Here is a 25030-nt window from a genome sequence, read left to right as displayed (position 1 = left end):
TGGAGGGACCACGCCGACGCGTGGGGCACTGCTGATCAAATGACGGGCACGCCGTCGCGGAGGTACAGCGGCCGTCCCGTGTCCAGGGCCTTCAGGGCTTGCTCGAACCGGCGCCGGGTGCGGTCCCGGAGGCGACCGGTGGCTTCGGCGGCCGTGACGAAGGCCGCTTCGGACAGTTCGTCGTCTCGTGGCCGCAGCCGGTCGGCCTGGTCCTCGTCCAGGGTGCCGCCGTCGAAGACGAACGCGAGCTGATCATCCCAGGGGCCGTGCGGGGCCACCCAGTCCACCACCAGCAGCCCGAGCAGCGTGAGGCGTATGCCGAGTTCCTCCATCAGTTCACGGCGTGCCGTGTCCTCCGGTGGCTCGTTGGCCTCCGCCATCCCGCCGGGCAGGTCCCATCCCGGTTTGTAGGTGGGGTTCACCAGGAGCACACGGCCGGACGGGTCCCGCAGCAGCACATCGGCCGCCACGCGCTTGCGGGCCTGCTTGGCGTTGCCCTCCGCGAGGTACGCGTTCCACGCGTCGGTGTCGGCGGGATCGGGTGCTGTGGGCCTCATGCGGTGGTGCCTCCCGGGGACGGCGGGATCAGATCGGCCAGCAGGAGCATTCTGGCGCGGCGTGCATCATCGAACCGCGCCAGGTACTCCCGGACCGGCTGGTACCCCTGGTGCGTCTCCAGCAGGCGTCGTAACCCGTCAAGCTGCTGCACGACCCGAACCGAGCCGAGGGTCGGGCTCGTACCAAGCAGGTCGTGGCCGACGCTCACCGCGGCGTCCAGGTCACCCAGGCGCACATGGATGCTCACCAGGATGATCCGGCTCAGAGCCAGGGACCGCGCCCGCCCCGCCTCACGCAGCGCAACAGCTTGTTCGGCGTGCGACAGTGCCTCGTCGTACTGCTCCAGGTCACGCAGGATCAGAGCTGACTCGCTGGCCAGCGCGGCGGCGTCGAACGGGCTCAGCCACGGGTGATCAGCAGCGGGCGAAGCCTCCAGGTCGCGGTGCGCGGCCTCCAGCGCGTGGGCGGCCGGGGTGCGCTGAGACGCGACCGCCAGCGCACGCGCCTGCATGGTGTGCAGCCGCGCCGTCAGCGCGGGAATCCGAGGCCCCTGCGCGACCAATTGGAGCCCGATCCGCGCCCAACCGACGGCCCCGGCCGCATCCCCGGTCTCAAGGGCGAGGTGGCTGCTGCTCGCAGCGACGTGGGCGGCCAACGGGAGGTCACCAGAGGTGCGTGCCAGGGGGAGAGCGCGGGTGAAGTGCTGGGCCGCGCGGTCGTCATGACCGGAGTCGTGAGCCATCCAGCCCGCCATCTCGGTCAGCGCGGCTGCGGCGGCGAACACCTGCGGACCGCTGCCGATGTCGACCAGCCGGGGCGCCACCCGGTCCGACAGGTGCCGGACGACAGCCCCGTACAGCCTGCCGCCGCCGGTCTGCCGGTCAGCGCTGCGGAAATGATCCATTGCCACCAGGTCGTCACCGTCCGGCGGCGGCCGGTCCGTCCGCTCGTGCTCGGCGGTCGCCGGCGCGGGCTCCCACGAGCGTCGAGCCAGCCCCAGCAGATGGCCGGGGACGTGGAAGGCGTCGGAGATCTGCTCGAACAGGGTCAGCTTCTCCACCCGGCTCTTGCCGTTCATGTAGTCGTACAGCCGCCCCTGCGTGATGTCGACGGCGGCAGCGATGCGCCGCGTACTGACACCGCGCGCATTGAGCATCCGGAACACCGCCCCCATGTCCCGCTCGGCGCACGCATGGAGCAGACGTTCATCCCCGAGCAGACCGGCGACGACCTCACGCGGGTCCGGTGACAGACGGTCCATCTGCAACTCCCCCGGGTAGCGAATGAAACCGATGCTAAAGCCAACACCGCCGACCCGACTCCGCGTTGGAGTCACCTCCTGGAGTCTCCTCATCTCCTCCTCCGCGCGTTGACTGGTTGTCAGCCGCCGGGCAGCGCACCCGTGAACGCACCTCGGCGCCGCCCTGCCCGCAGACTTCTCTCCCGAGGCGCTCGGGCGGGGCATACTCCAGCCGCTCGGACCAAGGCGTGACGATGACCATGACCGACGAACGTGTGATTCCAGGGCAATACCCGCGCCACAGCGTCACCCTCTTGAGCGAGGCCGCCGTGTGCCCGAGCCCTTCATCGTCGGACCGGACACCATCGGCGGCCGTTGCCGTTGGGCTCGGGCTGGTGGTGTCCATGGCCTGCGACGAAGTTACCGAGACGCCCCCCCGCGGCATCCGTCCGTCGGCTGTCGGCAGCGCGCGGGACGGTCACTCAAACGCGGGGGAGACCGCAACGGCCGCCCGCCCCACCCCCTGGGGCGGATGGCCCGACTACCCCGGCCGGGGCACAACGCTCGTTCACACCAACTGCCCCGGCTGAGCCCCTCTCGCCGTCCGGAAGTCCCGGGCGGTGGCTGCCACTGTCGGATCACCTGAGAGACGAGGAAACTCATGCAACAGCCTTTGACGTCACTGGATCAGGTCACGCCCTGGGGACTCGGTCGCATGCGGCCCTACCCGACTGCGGCCGTCCTTCCTGCCGCCCGGCCCGTCCTCGACCCGCACACGCAGATCCCCGTGTGGGTCGGCCCCGACGGCGCTCCGCTGACGGCGGAGGCCAAGCACAAGCGGTCGGAGACGTCGCAGGAGACGAGCACGAAGACCAGCCTGGACGGCACCCCGGACCAGGGCAGCGACCAGAACGGGGACTCTGACTGATGGCTGCGGGTGGGCCGCCCGTCCTCGTCGTCACACGCCTGGACGACGCGACTGCGGATGAAGTGATCACCGAACTGAACCATCGACGCGTGCCAGTGGTCCGCCTGGACCCCGGCGACTTCCCCCGCGAGGTGACCCTGTCCGGCACCTTCGACAGCATCGGGACCGGCGGCACTCTCGCCACCGTGTCCCGGAGCGTCGACCTGGGGAACGTCCGCTCGGTGTACTGGCGGCGGCCCTCCCCCTACACCGCCGACCTCGCCATGGATGAGCAGACCGGCCGATGGGCCGTCGAGGAAGCCCGCTACGGGCTCGGCGGCATTCTCGCCGCTCTCCCCGGTGCGCACTACCTGAACCACCCCTGGCGCAACCGGGACGCCGAGTACAAGCCGGCGCAACTGGCCACGGCTGCCGCCTGCGGCTTCATCGTGCCACCCACACTCATCACCAACGACCCCGACCGGGCCCGCACCTTCCTCGCCGAACATGGGCCGGTCGTCTACAAGCCACTCAGGGGAACCGGGTACACCGACGACACCGGCCGCGCGCTGACCGTGTGGATCGAGGATGTCACCCCATGCCAGATCGACAGCCGACTACGGCACACCGCACACCTGTTTCAGCAGCGCGTCGGCAAGTCCGCCGACATCCGCCTCACCGCCGTCGGCGACTACCTCGCCGCCGTCCGTATCGACGGTTCACCTGGCGTGGACTGGCGTCGCCACTACGACCGGCTCGCCTATACCCCCGTGCCCGTTCCCCCGGCCATCGTCAAAGGCGTACGCGCCTACCTCGATGCTTTCGGACTCACCTTCGGCGCCTTCGATTTCGGCTTGGACCGTGATGGCGTCTGGCACTGGTATGAGTGCAACCCCAACGGTCAATGGGCCTGGTTCCCCGACCACATCACTGCTCCCATCAAGCACGCCATCGCCGACCGCCTACAGCATGGAGCACCCGCATGACCGACCCCGCCGACCTGCGCCGCCAACTCGCCGCCGCCGTCCCCGTGGACGACCAGGCATGGCGTACGGCACTCGAAACGGTGCCCCGCGAACTCTTCCTGGGCAACGGTCTGTTCCGGTTCGACGGCCGCCAGTGGACCCCCGTACACCGCGACCGGATCGATCCCGGAGAGTGGCTGGGGCTCGTCTACCAGGACACCACCTGGGTCACCCAGGTTGAAGGCACCACCGCCGTCGATGCCACGGGACCCGTCACCGGCCGCCCCACCTCGTCCAGCACGCTGCCCTCCCTGGTCGTGCGCATGCTCGACGTCGCCGGGATCAACGAGGGTCACAAGGTGCTGGAGATCGGCACCGGCACCGGCTATTCCACCGCCATCCTGTGCAGCCGCCTCGGCGACAACAACGTGTACTCCATCGAGTACGACCCGGGTCTGGCCGCCGCGGCGGCGGACCACATCCACGCCGCCGGGTATCACCCCACCCTGATCACCGGCGACGGCCTCGCCGGGCACAAGGACGACGCCGATTACGACCACATCGTGGCCACCTGCGCCGTCCGCCACATCCCCCCGGCCTGGCTGTACCAAGTACGCGCCGGTGGAACCATCACCACCACCATCAGCGGATGGATGCTCGCCTCCGGACTCGTCCGCCTCACCGTCCAGGACGACGGCACCGCCACCGGCCGCTTCGAGCCCGACCAGATCGGCTACATGCTCGCCCGCCCCCACGAACGGCCACCCCGGCCCATCTTCCAGCAGCATGCCGGCCACACCCGCGCCACCCGCGTGAATCCCGCACTCCTGGAAGACTGGACCGGGCAGTTCCTCGCTCAGCTCGCCGCACCGTCCGCGGAACTCATGACTACGGGCACGGGCGTGATCCTCGTGGACGTTGCCACCGGGTCACAGGCGTGGACCGAACCGGCTGAGGGCGGCTGGACCGTGCACCAGCACGGCCTTCTCAGCCTCTGGGACCAGGTGGAAGACGCTCTCGCTGTCTGGCAGGACGCGGGCTCGCCCCCGCACACCGAACTCGGCCTGACCGTGGCCTCGGACGGCACCCAGCGCGTGTGGCTCGGAACACCCGACGGCCCTTCCTGGAACCTGCCGGTCTGACTACCGATAACGAGAGCGTCCGTCACCAAGCCGGGGCGGGTGCCGCCCGGGCAGGTCCGGGGGGCCACCCGTCGCGCAGCAACAAGGTAGTCACCAAAGCACCCGGGGTTGCTCGCCGGTGCGGGCACGCCGGTGAAGGCGTCGGTCGGCGGGGGGCCGGCCGGGGTGTGGTGCGGGGCCTGGTGCTACTGGACGCACGCCGTGGTGAGGGGTGTTCCGGTGGCTCCGGGGACCGGCCCGGAGCCGGGATCGAGCATTCCCGGACCCACGTGCAACTCCCTGAGGAACTCGGCCGAGTACGCGGCGGGGTCCCGGTCGGGAACCGTCTCTCGGAGGGGTTCGGGGGAACTCTGAAGGTCGGACACGGCTGTCCTCTTTCCTTGGGGCAGGGGAGGCGGCGGAAGCGGGGGTATCAGTACCGCGGTCGCCAGATGATCCTCCGTGCGCTGCCAGCGGCCATGGAGGAGCCGCGGTGCGCGGGGACTCGGGGGCTCTCGGCCCTCCGGTGAGAGGGCCGCGGTCAGGGTCCGGGTCCGGGGCTCGAAGTCGATCACGCAGTCGAGGAAGTCGAGCCATTGACCGGTCAGCGGGAACCACGCCTTGTGGACGCTCTCCTTGGCGCTGAACAGCAGCCGGTCCCAGGCGGTGCCGGGGTGTGTCGCGGCCAGCCGGTCGAGGGCGTGGCGTTCCGGGGCACCGCATATCCGTGCGAGGACCCGTGGCGGCAAGGGGCCGTGCGGCTCGGCATCGATGCCGAGGCTCGCGAGCGTGTCAGCCGCCGCCACCGCTGCCGCCCGGTAACCGTCGCAGTGCGTCATGCTGCCGACGAAGCCGCGTGGCCAGACCGGGGCCCCGCCGTACGCCGCGACGAGCGGGACTTCGGGACCGCCCAGCCGGCGAAGCGCGGTGCGGGCGCACCACCGCACGGTGGCGTATTCACGGCGGCGTGCGTCCGGCGCTCCGGCCATCCGGGCCGCCTCCTCCGGGAAGAGCCGCACGGCACGGTCGCCGAAGGTCTCCACGACGGTGACCCCGTCGAGCGTCCCTTCCAGCAGCGAGGGGGTCCTCACGCGGCCTGCGGCTCGGACACGGGGGTGGGCGCCGCGGGAGTCCTGTCCTCGTCCCCGCGCGAGAGCGCGTTGAGCAGGGGCGCCGCGAGTGCCGTCGTGATGAGGGCCATCAGGACCATCGAGGAGAAGAGCCGGACGGACAGCAGCCCCATGCCCATCCCGACGTTCAGCAGCACCAGTTCGGTCAGGCCGCGCGTGTTCATGAGCGCGCCGAGCGCGGCGGCGTCCCTCCAGCCCATGCCGGAGAGCCGGGCGGCGCCGGCGACGCTTCCCAGCTTGCCGAGGCAGGCCACGGCGGTGATGGCCGCGGCCTGCAACAGCCCCTCGCCGGTGAGCGACGTGAGGTCCACGGAGAGGCCGGTCGTGACGAAGAAGATCGGCAGGAGCATCCTGCTCACGTTCTCCAGCGGCACGTGGGCCGCTTGGTGCAGCAGGCTGCCGGCCGCGGGACGGGGCACCACCAGACCGAACATGAACGCCCCGAATATGGCGTGGATGCCGATGTGCGACGTGACGACGGCGGAGACGAACGCTCCGGCCGCGAGCATCGGCGCGGCGTAGGGGAGGTGCCGGGGCCGCATCCGGGTGTGCAGCGCGGCGAGGAGGGGACGGACGAGCCGCAGCATCACGACGACGTACAGCAGGGCCCATCCGATGACGCCGAGGAAGCCGGCCGCGCCGGCCGTGCCGGACATGGCGACGACGACGGCGAGCATGCACCAGGCGAGCAGGTCGTCCATCGCGGCGAGTCCGAGGGACAGGGTCCCGATCCGTGTTCCCTGGAGTCCGCGCTCGGCCACTATGCGTGCCAGCACGGGGAAGGCGGTGATGGACATGGCGACACCGAGGAACAGCGCGAACTCGGCGAAGGGAACGGTGCGGCCCGCGACCGTGCTGTTCGAGCCGTAGATCGCCCACGCGAGCGCGCCCCCGAGGAGCAGGGGGACGAGCGACGAGCTGAGCCCGACCGTCCCGGCCAGGCGAAGGTGTCCCCTGACCGCCCGCTGGTCGAACTCCCAGCCGATCATGAACATGAACAGGAGCACGCCCACCTGGGACACGACACCCAGGGAGGTGCGCACCTCGGCGGGGAAGAACAGGTTCGGCAGGTCACCGGGGACCAGGCCGAGCACACTCGGCCCCAGGAAGATGCCGGCCGCGATCTCGCCGACGACCGCGGGCTGACCGATGCGACGAGCGAGCAGGGTGAAGAGCGTCCCCGCGGCGAAGGTGAGGGCTATGCCGCCCATGGCCGTGACGGCTATCGATTCAGCGCCGGACACTCGTTCTCCAAGTCGTGAGTGTGGAGTCGTGATGGTGCACCCGCCTGGCGAGTGGGAGTGCTGGATGACGCCTGCCGCGGGGTACTCCGCGAAGCGGTCGCGGAGTACCCCGCGGCATGAGGGGCGCGGTCAGCGCGCGGTCGGGGAGAAGTGGGAGTGCAGGTGCGCCCAGCCCTCCGCCCAGTCGCCGAGGTTCGAATCCGCGTTGATGTGGCCCTTGTCGCCGACGTTGATCAACGAGGAGTTCAGCAGTTCGGCGTTGGCCGTCGCACTGTGCAAGGACGCGTACGGGTCCGTCTCACTGGCCACCACGACCGAGGGGAACGGCAGTCGCCGGTGCCGGGCGGAGTCGAATCCCGTCGCCAGCGCGGGGAAGTTCGCGCCGTCGACGTCGGGAAACGCGACCAGGAAGGCGCCGACGACGTCCGGGTCCCGGTGCTCCGCCGCCCACTCGGCGAGCAGCGTGCAGCCGAGGCTGTGCGCGATGACGAGCTTGGGCCCCCGGACCGACCGCAGGCTGGAGTCGAGCTCCGCGACCCAGGTGTCGCGCACGGGCCGGTCCCACGAGGCGTGTTCGACCCAGACCGAGGGGGACAGCCGCGTCGCCCACTGCGACTGCCAGTGCGTGGGGCCGGAGTTGTCGATGCCGGCGAGGAAGACATACGTGAGGGAATCCATGGTCACACCTCGTACTCGACTCCGACACCGTCGAACCGCAGACGGTCCTGGACCACGACGCGCTCGCCGTGCTTGTCGTACCCCGTCAGCAGGCCCGCCTCCATCAGGCGGATGACGATCTGCGAGCTCACCTCCTGCTTCCCGGCGCTGTTGAGCTGCTTGATGACCTCCTTGTAACTGACTTCTTCCTTGACGAGCCTCTGGAAGATCTCGCGGTGTTCGTCCTCGAGCGGGAACTTGACCATGTCGCGTCCGCTCTCGTTGGCCAGCACCTGCTTCCGTTCGAGGCGGAAGGAGAGGGGCTCGACCTTGTAGTAGGGCTTGAGCAGCACCTCGTCACCGGTCCAGGCCAGGCGCGTGATGCGGTTGAGCTGCTTGGTCAGGCCGCCGATCCAGCGCACGCGAGCCGCGTTCAGCTCCTCCTCGGAGAAGTCGTCGCTCAGCTCCTGCCGCTGGTGCCGGCCGATGGCGATCATGGTGGAGGCGCGGTCACGGAAGTCCGCGACCGACGCGGTGGGGTTCTTCGCGTCGTCCTGGACCAGCCGGTCGAACCACTTCTTGCGGCTGAGGCGGGCGTCGTCGGACTCGACGATCCGCCGCTTGCGCCAGAACTCGGAGTCGGGCTCGGTGAACGAGGCGAACGTGTAGAAGGACGCGAGGAACTCGTGGTACTGCTCGTAGGTCTCGCGGTAGCTGCGGTTGTACCACGCGTGGACGGCGGCGAGTTCCGTCTCGTCCTGCGCGATCCGGTCGATGGCGGAGGCCGCCGATACCGCGGACTGGGTGGCGAGGTGGACGCCCTGGGAGAAGAGCGGGTCGGTGAAGCAGGCGGCGTCGCCGACGAGGAAGTAGCGACCGTCCGAGAAGTGATCGGATTCGTACGACCAGTCGTGGACGATGCGGACCTCGTCGGCCCTCTCGGCGTCACCGAGGAGGTCGGTGACGCGCTTGGCCTTGGCCAGCGTCTGCTCGTAGAAGCGCTCCGGGCCGAGTTCCTTGACCTCCGCGGCCTTCGACCGGTCGACCACGAGGCCGACACTGTAGAGGCCCTCCTTCACCGGGATCATCCACACCCAGCCGTCCTCGAAGGTGATCGAGTACGTCGTTCCGTGGAGGTCGCCCTTGAAGGGGTCCTCGAAGTTGAAGTACGACCAGACGGCGAAGTTCTTGTAGAACTCGTCGTAGCGGCGGACCTTGAGCTGCCGGGCCAGCGGGCTGCCGGACCCGCCGGCGTCGATCACGAAGTCACTGCCGACCGTGCGGGTCGTCTCGCCGTCCCGGACGGTCAGGGTGACCGTCTTGTCGGAGGAGATGTCGACGTTGGTCACGGGAGTGTTCTCGTGGACGGTGACACCCCGCTCCCTGACCTCGTCCAGGAGGAGCTGGTCGAACTCCTCCCGCTTGACCTGGATGGAGTGCCCGAACACCCAGGGTGCCGTCTTCGCCGTGGCGAACGAGAAGGTCCACGGGGCCTGGTCCTGCCCCCAGAGGAAGGTCGCCGACGGCTTCTTCACGTAGTTCTGCGCGTCGATCCTGTCCTGCAGCCCGAGGCGGTTGAGGATGGACAGCGTGCCCGGCAGGAAGGACTCGCCCACTCGGTACCGGGGGAACCGGCCCTTCTCGAACACCTCCACCTCGTGGCCCAGCTTCTGCAGCGTCAGCGCCGCGACGCACCCCCCGGGGCCGGCGCCGATGATGGAGACCTTTGCCTTCTTCATTCTTTCTTCCTGTTCCTTGGTGCCGGGCATTTCGACGCCCTGGCAGTAGACGGCGGGAATGGACGCGACGGCTCAGTCCGCACCGAGGATCTTCAGACGGGGAGGAGCGAAGTGGCTTTTCCGGCTGGCGGCGTCCTCGAACAGGGTCAGTCCTGCCTGGAACTTGCTGGAGCTGCCGATCGTGATGTCTGGCGCGACCGTGCACGACAGGCCGAAAAAGTTGTCGTCTCCTGCCGTGACACTGTTGCCGCAGTGGAAGTTCGGAGCGATGAAGTTGTTCGACCCGATACGTGAGTGGTTCCCCACGGTGCAGTGGTAATTGAGCACGTTGAAGGCGCCCAGGGTCGCGTTGACGCCTATGTAGCAATGAGGACCGATGACGTTCCCCGGCCCGGTGAGCTGCGCCGGGTCCACCCTGGAATCCGGGTGGATGATGTTCTCGGCGACAAGGTCATGCTTTTCGATGTAACCGTCGATGACCTCGCGCCGCCGCCCCACGTCCGGCACCGCCAGGACCACCCGCGTGCCGGCGGCCGGCACGGAGTCCTCCAGCGGGGACCACTGTCCGGCGGGAACGTGTACGGGCTCGTCCGCGACTCGCAGGTACCGCTCGATCCGGAAGCCGACCCCGCCCGCGGCGGCGTCTTCGACGTACCGGGAGATCTCGGCGGCGAACTTCCCGGCCCCGATCACCGTGAGGGCAGTCATGTCGCGATCCGCTTCTTCTTGAACCGCTCCGACACGTTGGCGGCGTCCACCAGGTTGATCTTCGTCGGGATCTTGAAGGCGTCGACCTTGTCGGCGAGGAACTCCGTCACATGCTTGCGGAGCTGGGCGCGGTTCATCTCCCCGACGGGGATGATGTCCGCGCAGACCGACTGTCCCGTGATGGCGTTGGGCTTGCCGTAGACGGTGCAGTCGGCGATCAGCGGGCTCCCCATGAGCAGGGATTCCAGCTCCAGCGGAAGGACCTTCTCTCCGCCGACGTTGATGACCTCCTTGGCGCGCCCCTTGATCCTCAAGTAGCCGTCGGCGTTCTCCTCCACCAGGTCTCCGGTGCGGAACCACCCGTCCTCGGTGAGGGAGTCGCTCGGATAGTTCATGTACCCGAGGAACTGGGTCGTGCTCTTCAGGTGGAGTTCCCCGTCGACGACCCGGTACTGGACGTTCCCGTCCTCGATCTTGAAGAAGGTGCTCTTCGACGACTCGCTGGTCGTCGTCGAGATGCCGGTCTCGCTCGTGCCGAAGGTCTGCAGGAGCCGGGCCCGGGGGAACGCCGCGTTCACCCTCTTGAGCAGCTCCTCCGGCATGGGCTCCGTGCCGTACGTGATCAGGCGGAGGCAGGAGAGGTCGTGCTGCTCGTGGAAGCCGGCTATCAGGATGAGGTTGAGGAAGGTCGGGCTGGTGGGCAGCAGCCGGATGCGGTGCTCCTCGATCAGGGCGCAGATCTCGTCCGGGGTACGGCGGCGGGGCACGATCGCGGTGCCGCCCAGGCGGAGGACGCCGAGCAGGGAGTTGATGCCGCCGATGTGATCGAAGAGCAGGAACATCAGGACCTTCGAGGGCTTGCCCCCGACGCGCGCCTTCTTGCCCAGCTTCTCCTCGATCAGGGAATCGAAGTTGTGCAGGATCGCCTTCGGCGCCCCGGTGCTGCCGCTGCTGAGCAGGACCAGACCGGACGCCCCTTCGCGCACGAGACCCGCGTAGGCGTCCGATGCCCCGGCCGGCCCGTCCAGCTTCTCGATGGTCACTTCGCCGCCGGTCCTGAGCACGTGCCGGGGCGCGCAGGAGGCGCTGACCGTGGCGAGCGTGGCCTCCGTCAGGGAGACGACGGGAATGAGGACGTTGCGGTTCAGGTAGAGGGCGAAGAGGGCGGCTATGGAAGTGAGGGAGAAGTCACCGTTGAGGACCACGGCGTCGTGCGGCCGCACCTGGTGCTCCGCCAGTTGCGCGCTCAGCCGCCTGACCCGGTCGGCGAGGTCCGAGTAGCTGTAGGCGGTCCCGCCGTGGATCACGGCCGTTCTGTCGCCGAGTTCGTCGAATCGTTCGAGCAGTTCGTTTCTCATCAGTGGACTCCACCCAGGAAAAGGGTCTCTCCGGTGACGAACCCGGATTCCTGGGAGACCAGGAACTCCGCGGGTCCGACGATGTCGTCGACTGTGCACATGCGCGTGAGTGTCTGCCGCTGCAGCAGTGCGTCGATCTTCTCTGTGGGCACCGTCCGGGTGAGAACGGTGCTGACCGGGGGCAGGCCGATCCCGTTGACCCGGATGTCGAAATCCGCCAGCTCCTTGCTCATCACCCGTGTGAGCTGCTCGACGGCCGCCTTGCTCGCGGAGTAGACCAGTTGCCCTTCCAGTGCCCACGGCACGGCGATCGTCGAGACGTTCAGGATCGCCGGCGCGGGTGACGCGCTCTTCTGCAGCAGCTTCACCGTTTCCCGGCAGCAGTTGAGGACGGCGAAGAAGTTGATGTCGAAGATGCGGCGTGCGGTGTCGTCCGGTGTCATCATGAAGTGGTTCATGGTGGCTGTGCCGGCGTTGTTGATCACCGCGTCCAGGCTTCCGTGGGTCGCGCGGATCGCGCGGCACATGGACTTGATCGACTTGGCGTCGGTGAGATCCGCCTCGTGGTGTGCGTACCGAGGATGGTCGATGGTGGCGGACCTCCTGCTGCAGCCCACCACCGAGTGGCCGCGTGCGAGGAAATGCTGCGCCAGCGCCTTGCCGATGCCGGTACGGGTGCCTGTGATCAGAATGTTCATGAGGACCGCGCAGCGGTAGCCGTGCCGTGCTCAGGCATCTTGTCCCACGAGCGCGCCGTCGGCATCCCGTGCCTCGCCCCGCGCGAGCGCGATCTCCTCCTCGATGAACGCGATCAGCCTGCGGCCGCTGCTGAACGGGCTCACGCGGCGCGAGACCGCCTTCTCGGACGTCAGCGAGATCTCGACGTCGAACTCGTCCTCCAGGCCCTCTTCGACGAGGACGAGGAAGTTCACGAGGTGCATGGAGTCGAACACGGCCGCGTCACCGTAGAAGCTGACATCGAGCAGGTTGTCCGTCGGGATCTTCTCGTCCCGTCGTTCGTTCAGCTCCTCGATGACGTTCGCGAGCACGGTGAGCAGTTGGTCCTGCATGGCGGTACCTCTCTGTGAGAGCCGGTAGGGGTGCGGGTTCAGTGGGAGTCGGCGGCGACCGCCTGGCCGGGGCCGGCGTCGTTCGGCGTCGTGCGCGGCGCGGGTTCGGTCCGGGCCAGCCGGGCACCGATCGCGGTCACCGCCACGGCCGCTCCGGTGAAGAGCGCGGCGAGGGCGACCAGCCCCGTGGTCTCCCGGCTGAGCAGCAGGGCGAGGAGAGCGGGGCCCACGATGTTCGCGGTGGCGGTCCCCAGACTGAACACGGAGAGGTACTCCGCGCGTTGGGTCTCCGAGGCGTGCCGGTAGGACAGTTCCCAGCCGCCGGCCCCCTGCAGCAGTTCGCCGCAGGTGAGCACGGCCGTGGCGGCCAGGAGCACGGCGATGGTCACCCAGCCCGTGGATCGCAGGGTCACGATGAGCAGCAGGTTGAACGCCGCGAGGGCGAGCCCGGCCCGGCGCAGCGCACGCGTGCCGTCGCGGGAACTCTTCACGTTCTTCGCGAAGTGCACCTGGAAGGCGATCGCCAGCACCGTGTTCACGGTGAACAGGGCGCTCAGCAGGCCCGCCGGCGCGTCCGTCGACTGGACGATCCACAGGGGCAGGCCGATGCCCAGCAGGACGGTGTGCAGGAACAGCACGCCGTTGGTGACGGTCAGCCCCAGGTAGCGGCGGTCGCGGGCCACCGCCGCGATGCCGCCGTACCAGCGGGCCGGCTTGTGCTCGGCTTCCGGCACGTCGACCTTGAGGAAGCCGAACAGGCCGGCCGCGAGCAGGCAGCACGCCGCGCCCGTGAGCAGGACCGCCCGCAGCGCCTGTGTTCCTCCCAGGGAGAGGAAGGGAGCCGCGGCCAGCGTCCCCAGCGACATGCCCACGTTGATGACGGAGCTGATGACCCCGAGGGTGCGCGTGCGGTCGGCTTCCCCCGCGGCGGCGTTGATCAGGATCTGGACCATCGGGAAGACCGGGCCCTGCGAGATCATGAAGAGCGACGCGAACAGCGTGAAGGTCACGGTGTCGTGCGCGAAGGCCAGAGCGCCGAACCACACGGCCCGCCAGGTCTGCAGGAGGCGGAGCAGCTTCAGGGGGCCCCAGCGGTTGGCCAGCATGCCGACCGGCACCGTGGTCAGGAATCCGACCAAGCCCGCGATCGTGAGCCCGGTGCCGATCTGGGCCGTGCTCAGTCCCACGCCCTTGACGAAGTAGACGGTGCTGCCGGCCAGGTAGAGGCCGCTGCTGGTCGCGTACACCACGACACCGGTGGCGATGATGCGGGCACTTCGGTTGGGCAGGGCGTAATGGCCGATCAGGCGCCGCAGCGCCGCGGCGATCACGAAGCGCTCCCGATCGGGTCGATGTCCGCCTTGACGAGCGGTGCCGAACGGTCCAGCACGCTCCGGCACTCCTGCGGGGTCTCACCCGTGGCCAGGACGGCGGCCAGGCGAGGGACGACCCCGCGCGGGGGAAGACGCAGCTCCGTTCCCGGTTCGGCCAGGCGCACCACTTCGGCGACGCCGGGCACGGCCGCCGCGGCACTGACGTCGAGCGAGCGGACCACGGCGTCCCGCGGCGGATAGACGAACCGGACCTCGGCACACAGGTCACGCCGCTGCGAGACGTCGGGCTCGTCGCCGAGGGCGACGGCCACTGCCGCGGCCGTGAGGTCGATTCCGGTGGCCAGCCGGCCGAGATGGGGGATGAAGTCACCACCGAGGCGACCGTTGAGTTCCACCAGGCGGGGCCCCGCGGCGGTCAGCCGTACCTCGGCGTGCGTGACACCGGTGCCGACACCGAGCAGTCGGTGGGCCTCGTGGACGAGCCGCGTCAGAGCGTCCGCCCAGGGCTCGTGCCGCCACGGCGCGACCAAGTGGCCCACTTCCTCGAAGTACGGCGCGAAGCCGAGGCGCTTGTGCGCCACGTTGAGCACCTGGACGTGCCCGTCCCGGACGACCGAGTCGACACTGATCTCCGGGCCGTCCAGGAACTCTTCGAGGACCAGGCCGTCGAGTGGGTCGATGCCGGGGAAGCTCGCCTCGGCGGACACCCGGAACCGGGCCCGCAGTTCCTCGGCGTCGTGTGCGATGACCACACCGACACTGCCGGCCAGAGAGCGTGGTTTGACCACCACGGGATAGCCGATCGAGTCCGCCGCCCGCAGGGCCTCGTCCAGTCCGTGGACGTGGGCGAACCTGACGGCGGGCAGTCCGCCGGCGCGCAGCAGTCGCCGGGTGGCGAGTTTGTCGCGGCAGTTGCGCACTGCCGCGGGTGACATGTGGGGCAGCCCCAGGCGGTGGGCCGCTTCCGCGGTCGCCTCCAGGAGTGCCTCGTCCCAGGTGAGGATGCCGACCCGCCCGCGGGAGGCGAGGGCGATGTCGCAGACGGCCTGCGACAGGGTGCCGGGAGCGGTGTCGGTGACGTGCCGGTGAGCGGTGACGTAGGGCTCTTGCCAGCCGGGTGCCGTGGGCGTGACGAGAGCGAGGTCGGTCTTCGCGGACGCGGCGGCGAAGGCGTATTCGCGATAGGCGTGGCCGCCGCTGCCGATGAGGGCCACCAGATCGGGGGCGGCTTCGTCGAGGGGGGCACACCGGAAGTCGAATTCGAGGGCGGTGCGCTCCACGGCCCGCCGCACCTGCGCGGAGTCGGCGCCCCTGAAGCGGAAACGGGCGCCGGAGTGTTCGTATCCGGGTACGGCGTGGAGCGTCTGGCCGACCGAGGGGACGCGTTCCGCGTACGGCCCCGGCTCCTCGCCCGGCCGCGTCCCGGCCGCCGTCACCCGGCACGGCCGCGGGGCCGGCGTGGGCACCAGGAGCCAACCGGCGCACTCGCGCGGACGGTCGTCCGCGTCGCGTGCGGCGAACGCGGGCACGGGCGCGCCGGTCTGGAGGGCGAAGGCGACGTGCATGAGGTCGATTCCGTGGACCTCCCGCCACAGGAAGGGGATCTCCGCCCCGCCGGGGCGAGCCGCGACCTCGAGCACTCGAAGTTCCGGCGCCTGAGGCGGCCCGGAGAGGAACAGTTCGAGGTGGAACACCCAGGGTTCCGCCGACATCGCGCGCGCGACCCGCTCGGTGAACGCCCCGATGGCGGACAGGAGCCGGGAGTCGTCCAGCTCGACGGAGCCCAGCGACGATCCCTCGGTGAAGGCGAGACAGGTGTTGAGGTAGCGCGAGGCCCGCCAGGCTCCCAGGCCGTCCGCGGTCGCGACGCCGTCGACGTGCACGATGTCGTGGGGGAGGTAGGGCTGGACCAGCATCGCCTCGTCGGAGGGGAAGGTGTACCCGGCGACATCGTCCGCCGAATCCAGGCGGGCGACGTCGGCACTGGCGGTGCCGCGCACCGGCTTGACCAGGATCGGCCAGCCGTGCGCCGCGCCGAACTCCCGGAGTGCCGCGTGGTCCGGTGCCGGCTCCGTGGCCGGGACGGGGACACCGGCCGCTTCCAGCTTCCGGGCCATGGCGAGTTTGTCCCGGAACGGGGCCAGGGCCTTCAGCTGCTCGCCGGGAACGCCCAGCTCCTCGCGGAGTTCGGCGGCCATGTCCAGGTCGACCTCGTGCAGGGCGACGATGCGGCTCGGGTGCCCGAACTCCTCGATCAGGGAGCGTACGGCTGCTCGGACCTGCTTGCCGTCCTCGGTGCTGCTCACGGTCCTCACCGCCGCGGCCCCTTCGGGCAGCGAGCCGACGGAGCGTGGCGTGGCGACGTACGTGACCCGGTGGACACGGTGGTCGACGTAGGAGCCGTAGTCCGCGTATTCATCGGTCCAGCGGTGGAGGACGACGAGGTGGTCTGGCACTTTCCCTCCCTGGGGAACAGAGCTGCGGGGCGAGCCGTCGGGCGGCCCGGAGGGGAAGGTCGACAGGGGGAGTTGTCGTTCAGCGCAATGCGCCGGCCGTCACGAGGACGTCCTCGAAGGTGTGGAGCATCCCTGTGACCGTGTCGAACCCTGTCGCGGACGAGTTCTCGCGCAAGGTGCAGGTGAGCACGTCTCCGTCCTGGACCTGGAGGTACAACGGGGCTCCGATGTTCCGGCCGCCGGTGCCCGTCTCCATCTCTCGTGGGGGTGTGCTCTGCCCCGCCTGGTATTCGCCGAGGTAGTTGAAGAAATAGCGGAAGAATCCGCTGACCGACCCCTCGAACGCACCGTTGACAGTGCCGGAGTAGCCGTTCTCACGGCCCACTTCGAGTATGTCGTCCACGTTGTACGCACCGTGTTTGTAGGAGCGGACGAGTTCCCAGTGGACCTTGGTGACGAAGGCGTCGAACTCCTCCGCCGGATCGACGGTCACCAGCAGGGGGACGATCTGGTTCTGCGCGGCGACCAGCGACTCCCAGCGGGGGTCGCTGCGGTTGTTGGTGTAGACGGCGACGAGGACCCGGTCCTCACCCGTCCGTCGTGCCACCGACGCGCAGAAGGCGGCGATGAGCACGGAGGGGGCCGAGACCGTGAGCCGGTCCGCGATCCGCTGCGCCGCCCGGGCGCCCGCGGCCGAACCGAGCCGGGCCCAGCGGCTGGTCACCGCCTCGGGTGCCCCATCGCGTGCCATCGGTGGCGCCGACCGCAGGATCTGCTCCCAGTGCCTGCGGGCGGACCGCCTCCGTCCCTGCCGGGCGTCGGACCACTGGTCTGCCGCGAGGTCCAGGCAGTTGGGTGCCGGGGCGGGAAGCGGCCGTCCGGCCAGGAGGGCCGTGAACTCCTCGGACAGCTGGTTGATGGCCCAGGCGTCGACGGCGATGTGGTGGAAGCAGATCACCAGCGCGGACACGGCCCCCCGCGTGGTGACGACGCGCGCCCTCCAGGGGCGGTCCGCGGCCAGATCGAACGGGATGGCCGCCAACTCGTCGGCGACCGCGGCGGCTTCCCCCTCCGTCACATCGAGGCCGGCCGGTGCGGCTGCCCAGACGACCTGGGTCAGACCCTGCCCGGTGTCCTCGAACCGGGTCCGCAAGGACGCGTGACGCTCTTCGAGGGCCTCCAGCGCCTGCTCGACCGACTCCCTGGTCGTCCCGGAGGGCAGGGCCCAGACCTGGGGGAGGTTGCAGGCGACGGACGGGATGTTCTGAATGGACCGCCACAGGGAAAGCTGTCCGAACGTGACGGGGCCCCGGTTGAGTATGGGCTGTTGCATGACGTGCGACCTCAAGATCCGAACAGATACCCGAGATCCGAAGTGGCGGCGTCGGCACGTGGGCGTGCGTCAGAGCACGCCCAGACTCAAGGCATCGATAAATTGAAGAAGCTATATCCGCAGAGTCGGCGTCGACATGCGATCGCCGTTGACCGGGACGCTGATGGATCCTGATCAAGGGCTGGAAGACGCCGGAAGCCGCCCCAATGCCAGCCTCATTGCGTGGCTTGGTGGCGTCAAATCGAGCCAAAATTGCTAATGCCGTTGGCGTCGCCCAGAACTTAGATGTACTGGTGATGGACGGTCAAGAGGTGCCCACTTTCCGAGACAACCGCCTGGCTGGCGCGAGGGGACGCTGTTATTCCGCCTTGTTCGCGCCGGACGGTTACCAATGTCCGATTCTGAATCAATTTAGGGCGGGATGGAGTCGTGGGTGATGACCCCCGTCCGTCCTCCCTACTAAAAGCGGTGGGTGCGAGTGGAAAAGCAAGGGTGCCGAGGGTAAAGAGCGGTACAAAGCCGCCGGGACGGGCCCGGCCCGCCCCGGGGTCCACCACCCGGTGGACCCCGGGTTCCACCGGTCGCCGCTGTCGGCGGGGCGGGTGCCGCGCGGAGCATGAGCGGCATGAGGAATCTTCCTGTGCGCATGGCCGGCTGGAGTGCCGCTCACCCCTGGCGGGGCATCGCCGGCTGGCTGGTGTTCGTCGTTCTCTGCCTCGGCATCGGCGTCTGCGTCGGCACCGACGCGGCCACCTCCGAGGACTTCCGGATCGGCGAGGCCGGACGCGGCGAGGCGATCGCCGCCGAGGGCGGGCTCCAGCAGCGGCCCGTCGAGCACGTCCTGATCACCGCCGGGCCCGGCGGCGGACGACTCGACGGCCGTGCCGCCGACGCGGCCGCCGCCGACCTCACCGCCCGGATGCGGAGGCTCCCCGAGGTGCGCTCCGTCGCCGGACCCGTGCACGACGCGCGGCACACCGCCGTACGGGTCACGGTCACCCTCAACGGTCCCGAACTGGAGGGAAAGAAGCACGTCGGGCCGCTGCTCGCGCAGACCGCCGCCGTGCGGAAGGCCCATCCGGGGCTGCGCGTCGAGGAGACCGGATCCCCCTCCATCAGCAAGGGCGTCGAGAAGCTGCGCGGCGAGGACCTCTCGCGCACCGAGGTCATCGCCCTGCCCGTCACCCTCGTCACCCTGCTGCTGGTCTTCAGCTCCGTCGCCATGGCCCTCGTACCGCTGCTGCTCGCCCTGTCCTCGATCGTGGCGGCCGTGGGACTGTCGATGGCGGCCTCGCACGTCTTCCCCGACGCGGGCGTCGGCACCAACGTCATCCTGCTGATCGGCCTCGCCGTCGGCGTCGACTACACCCTCTTCTACCTCAAGCGGGAGCGGGAGGAGCGGGCCCGTGCCGGGGGCCGGCTGAGCCCCCGGGCCGTCGTCGAGATCGCCGCCGCCACCTCGGGCCGCGCCGTCGTCCTCTCCGGGCTCGCCGTCGCCGTCTCCAGCGCCACCCTCTACCTCGCCGACGACGTCATCTTCTCCTCCATCGCCACCGGCGCCATCGTCGTCACCCTCGTCGCCGTCGTCAGCTCCCTGACGGTCCTGCCCGCGCTGCTCGCCAAGCTGGGCATGCGCGCCGAGCGCCGCGCCGAGCGCCGGGCCGCGCGCGGGCTCGCGCCGAGGAAGCCGAAGACCCGCGGGGCCGGGCCCGGGCGGCTCACCGCCGCCGTGCTGCGGCCCGTCGCCAAGCGGCCCGCCGCCACCCTGCTGGTCACGGTCCTCGGGCTGCTCGCCCTGGCCGCCCCGGTCCTCGGCCTGAAACTCACCGACATGGGCCGCGAGACGCACTCCCGTTCCATCGCCGCCATGCAGGTCTACGACCGGCTCAACGCGGCCTTCCCCGAGCTGAAGTCCATGCACCAGGTCGTCGTCCGCGCCGACGCCGCCCGCTCCGCCGAGGTCACCGCGGCCCTCCGCGCACTCGCCGCCGACGTCGCGGACGACCCGCGCCTGAGCGGCACGTCCACCCTGACCACCTCGCCCGACCGGCGGATCAGCATGCTCCAGCTCCAGGTCCCGCACTACGTCGGCACGGACCAGGCGCAGTCCTCGCTCAGGGACATCCGCGAACGCGGCGTCCCGGAGACCGTCGGCAGGGTCGCCGGCGCCGAGACCGCCGTGACCGGCGACGTCGCCCGCTACGCCGACTACCCGGCCCACCAGGAACAGAAGCTGCCGCTCATCATCGCGGCCCTCCTCCTGGTCACCTTCGCCATGACCGTATGGGCGTTCCGCTCCGTCGTCCTCGGGCTGGTCGGCGTCGTCCTCAACCTGCTGTCCGCCGGTGCCTCGCTCGGCGTCCTGGTCCTGGTCTTCCAGCACACCTGGGCCGAGGGCCTGGTCGACTTCACCTCCACCGGATCGATCGGCTCGCGCGTCCCGCTGTTCCTCTTCGTGATCCTGTTCGGCCTGTCCATGGACTACCAGGTCTTCGTGATCAGCCGCATCCGGGAGGCCGCCCTGCGCGGGGTCCCCACCCGCAGGGCCGTCATCGAGGGCATCGGCGGCTCGGCCGGCGTGGTCACCAGCGCCGCCGCCGTCATGGTCACCGTCTTCGCCAGCTTCGCCGCCCTGCACCTGATCGAGATGAAGCAGATCGGGTTCAGTCTCGCCGTCGCCGTCCTCCTGGACGCCTTCGTCATCCGCATGCTGGTCCTGCCGTCCCTGATGCTCCTGCTCGGCGAGGCCAACTGGTGGCCCTCGCGGGGGGTGCGCCGCGCCCGCGCCACCGCCGGGCCCGTCCCCCGTCCGCTGGAGCCGGTGAGCTGACCGCCACCGCCGATAGGATTCCGAACGCCCTTACGGATGAGGTGAGTCAGCGTGGCCCCCTGGCAGCAGCAGCCGAGCGACCCGCTCACCCCGGACCGGGTCCGCCTGTGGAACCTGGCGGGCTGGATCCTGTTCGGCCTGCTGCCGACGGCCGGCGGCGTCCTCGACCGGTCGCCGGCCCGGCAGTACGCGATGTTCGGCCTGCTCGCCCTGGTCGCGGTGTGCCACACCACCGCCCTCTTCCGGCCGCGCGGCCGGCTCCCGGACCGCCGCGCCTACCTCGGCGTCCTCGCCCTCGTCCTGGGCGGCAGCGCCTACCTCCTCGACGGCGGGGCCGCCCTCTACGCCGTGTCCCTGCCGCAGTTCTGGCTGTACACCCGCACCGCCCGTGACGCGGTGGTCTCCAGCGCCGCCGCCGCCGCGCTCACCGTGTTCGGCGGCACCCTCGGCCAGGGCTGGAGCCCGTCCTTCCTCACCGGCAACACGGTGGCCACCCTCGTCGCCTGCGCCGCCGGTTGCGGCCTCGGCCTGTGGCTCCACCGGTTCGTCGGCCAGAGCAACGAGCGGCAGGAGCGGCTCACCGCCGAACTCGCCCTCACCCAGGAGGAACTGGCCCTCGCCCACCAGCGGCAGGGCGCCGCCGAGGAACGCGAGCGGATGGCCCGGGAGATCCACGACACGCTCGCCCAGGGCTTCGCCTCCATCGTCGTACTCGCCGAAGCCGCCCGCGCCGCCCTCCCCGCCGACCCCGAACGCAGCGCACACCAGCTCGCCTCCATCGAGCAGACCGCGCGCGAGAACCTCACCGAGGCCCGGGTGCTCGTCGGCTCCGTCCCGGCGAGCGGCGTGGCACCGGGCTCGGTCGCCACCACCCTGCGCCGCACCCTGGACCGCTTCGTGCAGGACACCGGCCTCACCGTCACCGCCGAACTGCCCGACATCGACCTGGACCAGCGCACCCGCGTCGCCCTGCTGCGCTGTACCCAGGAGTCCCTCGCCAACGTGCGGAAGCACTCCGGCGCCTCCACCGTCGGCGTCGTCCTCGGCGAGGTCCCCGGCGGCGTCGAACTGGAGATCACCGACGACGGCAAGGGCTTCGTCGTCGCCGAGTCCCGCGGCTTCGGCCTCGACGGCATGCGCCGGCGCCTCGCCGAACTCGACGGCGAACTCACCGTCACCAGCTCCCCCGGGGACGGCACCCGCGTCCTCGCCGCCCTGCCCACGCCCCCTCCCGCCGACCCCGGAGGAACCGGATGACCGACAGCGACAGCGACAGCGACACCGGCTCCGCCGGCGACCGGATCCGTGTAGTCGTGGTCGACGACCACACCGTGATGCGCGCCGGGGTCGTGGCCCTGCTGGCGGGCGAGCCCACCATCGAGATCGTCGGCGAGGCGGGCGACGGCCGCGAGGGCGTCGACCTGGTCCGGCGGCTCGCCCCCGACGTGGCCCTCCTCGACCTGCGCATGCCGGTGCTCGACGGAGTCGCCGCCACCACCGAGATCGTCGCCCTGCCGGTGCCGGCCCGGGTGCTGATCCTGACCACGTACGACACGGACGCCGAGATCGAACGGGCCGTGGAGGCCGGCGCCGTCGGCTACCTGCTCAAGGACACCACCCGCCGGCAACTCGCCGACGCCATCCGCTCGGCGGCACGCGGCGAGACGGTCCTCGCGCCCAAGGTCGCCGAACGCCTCGTGGCCCGCATGCGCCGCCCCGAACCCGTCGCCCTCACCCCCCGCGAACGCGACGTGCTGCGCGCCGTCGCCGACGGCCTGTCCAACGCCGAGATCGGCCGCCGCCTGGTCATCGGCGAGGCCACGGTGAAGACACACCTGCTGCGGATCTTCGCCAAACTCGACGTCGGCGACCGCACCCGGGCGGTCGTCGTCGCCCTCGAACAGGGCCTGCTGGCGGGGTGACGGGGGCGGGGGCGCGTGCCCGCGACGGCCCGCCCCGGTCGCTCACTCCTCGAACAGCGTCTCCTGCTCGCCCTCCGCCGTGCGCCGCAGCCGGCGGGCGCGCGCCCCGACCACCGCGGCCGTCACCGCCGCCGTCGCGCCGAGGGCGGCCGGGACCATCCAGCCCCGGTCGAGGACGTGCCCGAGGGCGTGGTCGAGGGAGAGGCGGCCGGGGCCGGCGACGGCGAGGCCGGCCGCGACCAGGCCGAGGAGGGCCGCGTGTTCGTAGCCGCCCTCCTGGGCGAAGAAGCCGTTGGGCACGTGCACCGCCGCCGCGCCCGCCATCCCGCCGGCCGCCGCGGCTCCCGCCGCCGGGGTCGCGAGGCCCAGCGCGAGCAGGGTGCCGCCGCCGGTCTCCGCCAGGCCCGCCGCCATCGCGCTCGGCTTGCCGGGCACGTAGCCGATGGACTCCATGAACTGGCCGGTGCCCTCCAGGCCGTGTCCGCCGAACCAGCCGAACAGCTTCTGCGCGCCGTGCGCCGCCAGCATCCCGCCGGTGCCCAGCCTGAGCAGCAGCAGGCCCAGATCACGTCGGTCGTAACAGGTCACGGTGACTCCCAGCAGACAGGCGGACGGACTTCCCCCGTGGTTCCCCGTGGTGCCCGCTGACGGGCCCCGTGACCCCACCCTCGCACCCGCCGCCCCGCCCGGCTCCCCGTGGCTGCCGTTCGGGTGGCGGGCCGGGTGCGGCGGTGTGAACCTGACGCCATGACGATCCAGCCAGCGAAGCTCAGCGACCCGGCCGTCCGGGCCTTCGTCCACGCCGTCAACGCGCACGACCGCGAGGGCTTCCTCGCCCTGCTGGCGCCCGGCGCGACCATGTCCGACGACGGCGCCGACCGGGACCTCGCCGACTGGATCGACCGGGAGATCTTCTCCTCCCGCGGGCACCTGAACGTGGACAACGAGTCGAACGGCGGCCGTACCCTGCTCGCCCGCTACCACAACGACACGTGGGGCGAGATGCGCACCAGGTGGAGCTTCACGGTGGCGGACGACGGACGCATCTCGCGGTTCGAGACCGGGCAGGCGTGAGCGGGGCGGCTCGCGCGGACTCCCCTCCCCGGCGTGATCCGAGCCGTGCCGCCCTCCGGTCGCGGTGCGCCCGGCCGGTGCGGTGTACCGTCCCCGGGTGCGTGAATGTTCCCGGCTCAGCCGGCGTGCCGTCCTCGGGCTGACGGCCGCCGCCCTGTCCCTGTCCACGGCCACCGACGCCGCCGCGAGCACGGCCACCGCCATCGGGGGCGAACGTCTGGCCCGGCCCGGCGTCCAGGTGCGCGGCGCCTCGGGACCGCCCGGGAAACTCACCGCCCGCGCCTGGCTGGTCGCCGACTGCGCGAGCGGGGAGGTACTCGCCTCGTTCGACGCCCACCGGCGGCTCGCGCCCGCGTCCACGCTGAAGATGCTGTTCGCGGACACCGTGCTGGGGAAGTTCGACCGCGCCCGGCGGTACGAGGTCACCGACGCCGACCTCGCCGACGTCCCGGCGGGCTCCAGCCTCGTCGGCATCAAGCCCGGCATCACCTACACCGTCGAGCAGTTGTGGCAGGGCGTGTTCCTGCGCTCCGGCAACGACGCCGTGCACGTGCTGTCCCACATGAACGGCGGCCTCGCCAGGACCGTCGCCGAGATGCAGGCCAGGGCCGACGACCTCCAGGCCCTGGACACCCGGGTGGTCAGCCCCGACGGCTTCGACCACAAGGGCCAGCTCTCCTCGGCGTACGACCTCACGCTCTTCGCCCGCCACGGGCTGCGGGACGCCGACTTCCGGGCCTACTGCGGCACGCGCACGGCCGACTTCCCGGCGGGCGGCAAGAAGACGTTCCAGATCCAGAACACCGACCGCCTGCTGACCGGCGCATGGGGTCTGAAGACATACGACGGGCTGATCGGTGTCAAGAACGGCTACACCAGCCATGCCGGCAACACCTTCACCGGCGCGGCCACCCGGGGCGGGCGCACCCTGCTGGTGACCGTGATGCACCCCGAGGCCGGCGGCAACGCCGTGTACGAGGAGACCGCCGCGCTGCTCGACTGGGGCTTCACCCACGGCCGTTCGGCCCGGCCGGTCGGCAGGCTGGTCGCCCCGCTCAGCGAGGGCGGGGCGAGCGCGGACCCGGTGCCCGTGCGGAAGGCGGTCCGCGCGGCGGCCGGCGCCCCCGGCGCGACGACCGGCGGCGGCACCGCGGCCGGCCCCGCCGTGGCGGCCGGTGCCGGGGCGCTCGCCCTGCTGGGAGCGGGTGCCTGGGCCCTGCGCCGCCGCCGGGCACGAACGGCGGCGGCCGGGGGTGGCGGCGAGGGGACGGAGCCGGTGCGGAGGGACGCGACCGGGCGGCCGTAGCCGGCTGCCGACGTCCGGGCGAGCGGGCGCGTGCCGGCGCCGTGCCGTCGCGCCCGGCCGCGCGTGCGCGTACGCATG

At 70.7% G+C, this 25030-nt stretch carries 22 protein-coding genes; 8 read left to right on the top strand and 14 right to left on the bottom strand.

The window, feature by feature from the left end:
* Positions 1-35: 35 nt before the first annotated feature.
* Together ACZ63H_RS27885 and ACZ63H_RS27880 are read right to left on the bottom strand one after the other, a co-directional pair.
* The gene (locus ACZ63H_RS27885) at positions 36-557 is read right to left on the bottom strand and encodes an NUDIX domain-containing protein (RefSeq protein ID WP_469869617.1); all 522 of its coding nucleotides are present in this window, start codon (positions 555-557) and stop codon (positions 36-38) included.
* Positions 554-1819, bottom strand: a complete 1266-nt coding sequence (locus ACZ63H_RS27880) for an XRE family transcriptional regulator (protein WP_469869615.1) — start codon at positions 1817-1819, stop codon at positions 554-556. The genes ACZ63H_RS27885 and ACZ63H_RS27880 overlap by 4 nt, the downstream gene beginning before the upstream one ends.
* 640 nt (positions 1820-2459) lie before the next feature.
* Here ACZ63H_RS27880 and tgmA point away from each other — a divergent pair.
* The 3 genes from tgmA to tgmC are packed head-to-tail and all read left to right on the top strand — an operon-like array spanning position 2460 to position 4812.
* Positions 2460-2726, top strand: coding sequence for a putative ATP-grasp-modified RiPP (gene tgmA / locus ACZ63H_RS27875; protein ID WP_469869613.1), 267 nt, complete (start codon positions 2460-2462; stop codon positions 2724-2726).
* On the top strand, positions 2726-3691 hold the full coding sequence (tgmB, locus tag ACZ63H_RS27870; RefSeq protein ID WP_469869611.1) for an ATP-grasp ribosomal peptide maturase: 966 nt from the start codon (positions 2726-2728) through the stop codon (positions 3689-3691). The genes tgmA and tgmB overlap by 1 nt, the downstream gene beginning before the upstream one ends.
* A complete protein-coding gene (tgmC, locus tag ACZ63H_RS27865; protein ID WP_469869609.1) occupies positions 3688-4812 on the top strand; it encodes an ATP-grasp peptide maturase system methyltransferase in 1125 nt (374 codons plus the stop codon). The genes tgmB and tgmC overlap by 4 nt, the downstream gene beginning before the upstream one ends.
* Before the next feature lie 185 nt (positions 4813-4997).
* Here the strand turns inward: tgmC and ACZ63H_RS27860 are convergent, their stop codons facing one another.
* The 11 genes from ACZ63H_RS27860 to ACZ63H_RS27810 form a co-directional block, all read right to left on the bottom strand.
* Entirely contained in the window at positions 4998-5882 is an 885-nt protein-coding gene (locus ACZ63H_RS27860; protein WP_469869607.1) for a 4'-phosphopantetheinyl transferase family protein, read from the bottom strand.
* On the bottom strand, positions 5879-7165 hold the full coding sequence (locus ACZ63H_RS27855; protein WP_469869605.1) for a cation:proton antiporter: 1287 nt from the start codon (positions 7163-7165) through the stop codon (positions 5879-5881). Before ACZ63H_RS27855 ends, ACZ63H_RS27860 begins: the two co-directional genes overlap by 4 nt.
* A 129-nt stretch (positions 7166-7294) precedes the next feature.
* The gene (locus ACZ63H_RS27850; protein ID WP_469869603.1) at positions 7295-7843 is read right to left on the bottom strand and encodes an RBBP9/YdeN family alpha/beta hydrolase; all 549 of its coding nucleotides are present in this window, start codon (positions 7841-7843) and stop codon (positions 7295-7297) included.
* 2 nt (positions 7844-7845) lie between these two features.
* Positions 7846-9561 carry a chloramphenicol-biosynthetic FADH2-dependent halogenase CmlS gene (gene cmlS, locus ACZ63H_RS27845; RefSeq protein WP_469869601.1) on the bottom strand — a complete coding sequence of 572 codons (1716 nt, stop codon included), beginning with the start codon at positions 9559-9561 and terminating at the stop codon, positions 7846-7848.
* Between the two features lie 72 nt (positions 9562-9633).
* The gene (locus ACZ63H_RS27840; RefSeq protein ID WP_469869599.1) at positions 9634-10269 is read right to left on the bottom strand and encodes an LbetaH domain-containing protein; all 636 of its coding nucleotides are present in this window, start codon (positions 10267-10269) and stop codon (positions 9634-9636) included.
* On the bottom strand, positions 10266-11627 hold the full coding sequence (locus ACZ63H_RS27835) for an ANL family adenylate-forming protein (protein WP_469869597.1): 1362 nt from the start codon (positions 11625-11627) through the stop codon (positions 10266-10268). Before ACZ63H_RS27835 ends, ACZ63H_RS27840 begins: the two co-directional genes overlap by 4 nt.
* Positions 11627-12325: an SDR family NAD(P)-dependent oxidoreductase gene (locus ACZ63H_RS27830; protein ID WP_469869595.1), complete on the bottom strand. Its 699-nt coding sequence runs from the start codon at positions 12323-12325 to the stop codon at positions 11627-11629. The genes ACZ63H_RS27835 and ACZ63H_RS27830 overlap by 1 nt, the downstream gene beginning before the upstream one ends.
* Positions 12326-12355: 30 nt before the next feature.
* Positions 12356-12697 carry a hypothetical protein gene (locus tag ACZ63H_RS27825; protein ID WP_469869593.1) on the bottom strand — a complete coding sequence of 114 codons (342 nt, stop codon included), beginning with the start codon at positions 12695-12697 and terminating at the stop codon, positions 12356-12358.
* A 38-nt stretch (positions 12698-12735) separates the two neighbouring features.
* Positions 12736-14028: an MFS transporter gene (locus tag ACZ63H_RS27820; RefSeq protein WP_469869592.1), complete on the bottom strand. Its 1293-nt coding sequence runs from the start codon at positions 14026-14028 to the stop codon at positions 12736-12738.
* Positions 14025-16487: an ATP-grasp domain-containing protein gene (locus ACZ63H_RS27815; protein WP_469869590.1), complete on the bottom strand. Its 2463-nt coding sequence runs from the start codon at positions 16485-16487 to the stop codon at positions 14025-14027. Before ACZ63H_RS27815 ends, ACZ63H_RS27820 begins: the two co-directional genes overlap by 4 nt.
* Positions 16488-16566: 79 nt before the next feature.
* On the bottom strand, positions 16567-17820 hold the full coding sequence (locus tag ACZ63H_RS27810; RefSeq protein WP_469869588.1) for a condensation domain-containing protein: 1254 nt from the start codon (positions 17818-17820) through the stop codon (positions 16567-16569).
* Between the two features lie 625 nt (positions 17821-18445).
* Here ACZ63H_RS27810 and ACZ63H_RS27805 point away from each other — a divergent pair.
* The 3 genes from ACZ63H_RS27805 to ACZ63H_RS27795 are packed head-to-tail and all read left to right on the top strand — an operon-like array spanning position 18446 to position 22572.
* A complete protein-coding gene (locus ACZ63H_RS27805; protein WP_469869586.1) occupies positions 18446-20650 on the top strand; it encodes an MMPL family transporter in 2205 nt (734 codons plus the stop codon).
* 51 nt (positions 20651-20701) lie between these two features.
* The gene (locus ACZ63H_RS27800; protein ID WP_469869584.1) at positions 20702-21907 is read left to right on the top strand and encodes a sensor histidine kinase; all 1206 of its coding nucleotides are present in this window, start codon (positions 20702-20704) and stop codon (positions 21905-21907) included.
* Positions 21904-22572, top strand: coding sequence for a response regulator (locus tag ACZ63H_RS27795; protein ID WP_469869582.1), 669 nt, complete (start codon positions 21904-21906; stop codon positions 22570-22572). Before ACZ63H_RS27800 ends, ACZ63H_RS27795 begins: the two co-directional genes overlap by 4 nt.
* Positions 22573-22614: 42 nt before the next feature.
* Here the strand turns inward: ACZ63H_RS27795 and ACZ63H_RS27790 are convergent, their stop codons facing one another.
* The gene (locus ACZ63H_RS27790) at positions 22615-23160 is read right to left on the bottom strand and encodes a DoxX family protein (RefSeq protein WP_469869580.1); all 546 of its coding nucleotides are present in this window, start codon (positions 23158-23160) and stop codon (positions 22615-22617) included.
* Between the two features lie 159 nt (positions 23161-23319).
* Between ACZ63H_RS27790 and ACZ63H_RS27785 the strand changes: the two genes are divergently transcribed.
* On the top strand, positions 23320-23646 hold the full coding sequence (locus ACZ63H_RS27785) for a nuclear transport factor 2 family protein (protein ID WP_469869578.1): 327 nt from the start codon (positions 23320-23322) through the stop codon (positions 23644-23646).
* A 97-nt stretch (positions 23647-23743) separates the two neighbouring features.
* Positions 23744-24952, top strand: coding sequence for a D-alanyl-D-alanine carboxypeptidase family protein (locus ACZ63H_RS27780; protein WP_469869576.1), 1209 nt, complete (start codon positions 23744-23746; stop codon positions 24950-24952).
* Positions 24953-25030 lie beyond the last annotated feature (78 nt).

This window comes from Streptomyces sp. NPDC104831 (assembly GCF_055583025.1).
The sequence above is the reverse complement of the archived record's forward strand: the minus strand, read 5'-3'. Positions and strand labels throughout refer to the sequence as shown.

What these genes read in the sequence shown, in the direction of transcription:
- ACZ63H_RS27885 (WP_469869617.1), bottom strand. Translation starts at nt 557, where the DNA reads ATGAGGCCCACAGCACCCGATCCCGCCGACACCGACGCGTGGAACGCG.
- ACZ63H_RS27880 (WP_469869615.1), bottom strand. Translation starts at nt 1,819, where the DNA reads ATGGACCGTCTGTCACCGGACCCGCGTGAGGTCGTCGCCGGTCTGCTC.
- tgmA (WP_469869613.1), top strand. Translation starts at nt 2,460, where the DNA reads ATGCAACAGCCTTTGACGTCACTGGATCAGGTCACGCCCTGGGGACTC.
- tgmB (WP_469869611.1), top strand. Translation starts at nt 2,726, where the DNA reads ATGGCTGCGGGTGGGCCGCCCGTCCTCGTCGTCACACGCCTGGACGAC.
- tgmC (WP_469869609.1), top strand. Translation starts at nt 3,688, where the DNA reads ATGACCGACCCCGCCGACCTGCGCCGCCAACTCGCCGCCGCCGTCCCC.
- ACZ63H_RS27850 (WP_469869603.1), bottom strand. Translation starts at nt 7,843, where the DNA reads ATGGATTCCCTCACGTATGTCTTCCTCGCCGGCATCGACAACTCCGGC.
- cmlS (WP_469869601.1), bottom strand. Translation starts at nt 9,561, where the DNA reads ATGAAGAAGGCAAAGGTCTCCATCATCGGCGCCGGCCCCGGGGGGTGC.
- ACZ63H_RS27840 (WP_469869599.1), bottom strand. Translation starts at nt 10,269, where the DNA reads ATGACTGCCCTCACGGTGATCGGGGCCGGGAAGTTCGCCGCCGAGATC.
- ACZ63H_RS27835 (WP_469869597.1), bottom strand. Translation starts at nt 11,627, where the DNA reads ATGAGAAACGAACTGCTCGAACGATTCGACGAACTCGGCGACAGAACG.
- ACZ63H_RS27830 (WP_469869595.1), bottom strand. Translation starts at nt 12,325, where the DNA reads ATGAACATTCTGATCACAGGCACCCGTACCGGCATCGGCAAGGCGCTG.
- ACZ63H_RS27825 (WP_469869593.1), bottom strand. Translation starts at nt 12,697, where the DNA reads ATGCAGGACCAACTGCTCACCGTGCTCGCGAACGTCATCGAGGAGCTG.
- ACZ63H_RS27810 (WP_469869588.1), bottom strand. Translation starts at nt 17,820, where the DNA reads ATGCAACAGCCCATACTCAACCGGGGCCCCGTCACGTTCGGACAGCTT.
- ACZ63H_RS27805 (WP_469869586.1), top strand. Translation starts at nt 18,446, where the DNA reads ATGAGGAATCTTCCTGTGCGCATGGCCGGCTGGAGTGCCGCTCACCCC.
- ACZ63H_RS27795 (WP_469869582.1), top strand. Translation starts at nt 21,904, where the DNA reads ATGACCGACAGCGACAGCGACAGCGACACCGGCTCCGCCGGCGACCGG.
- ACZ63H_RS27785 (WP_469869578.1), top strand. Translation starts at nt 23,320, where the DNA reads ATGACGATCCAGCCAGCGAAGCTCAGCGACCCGGCCGTCCGGGCCTTC.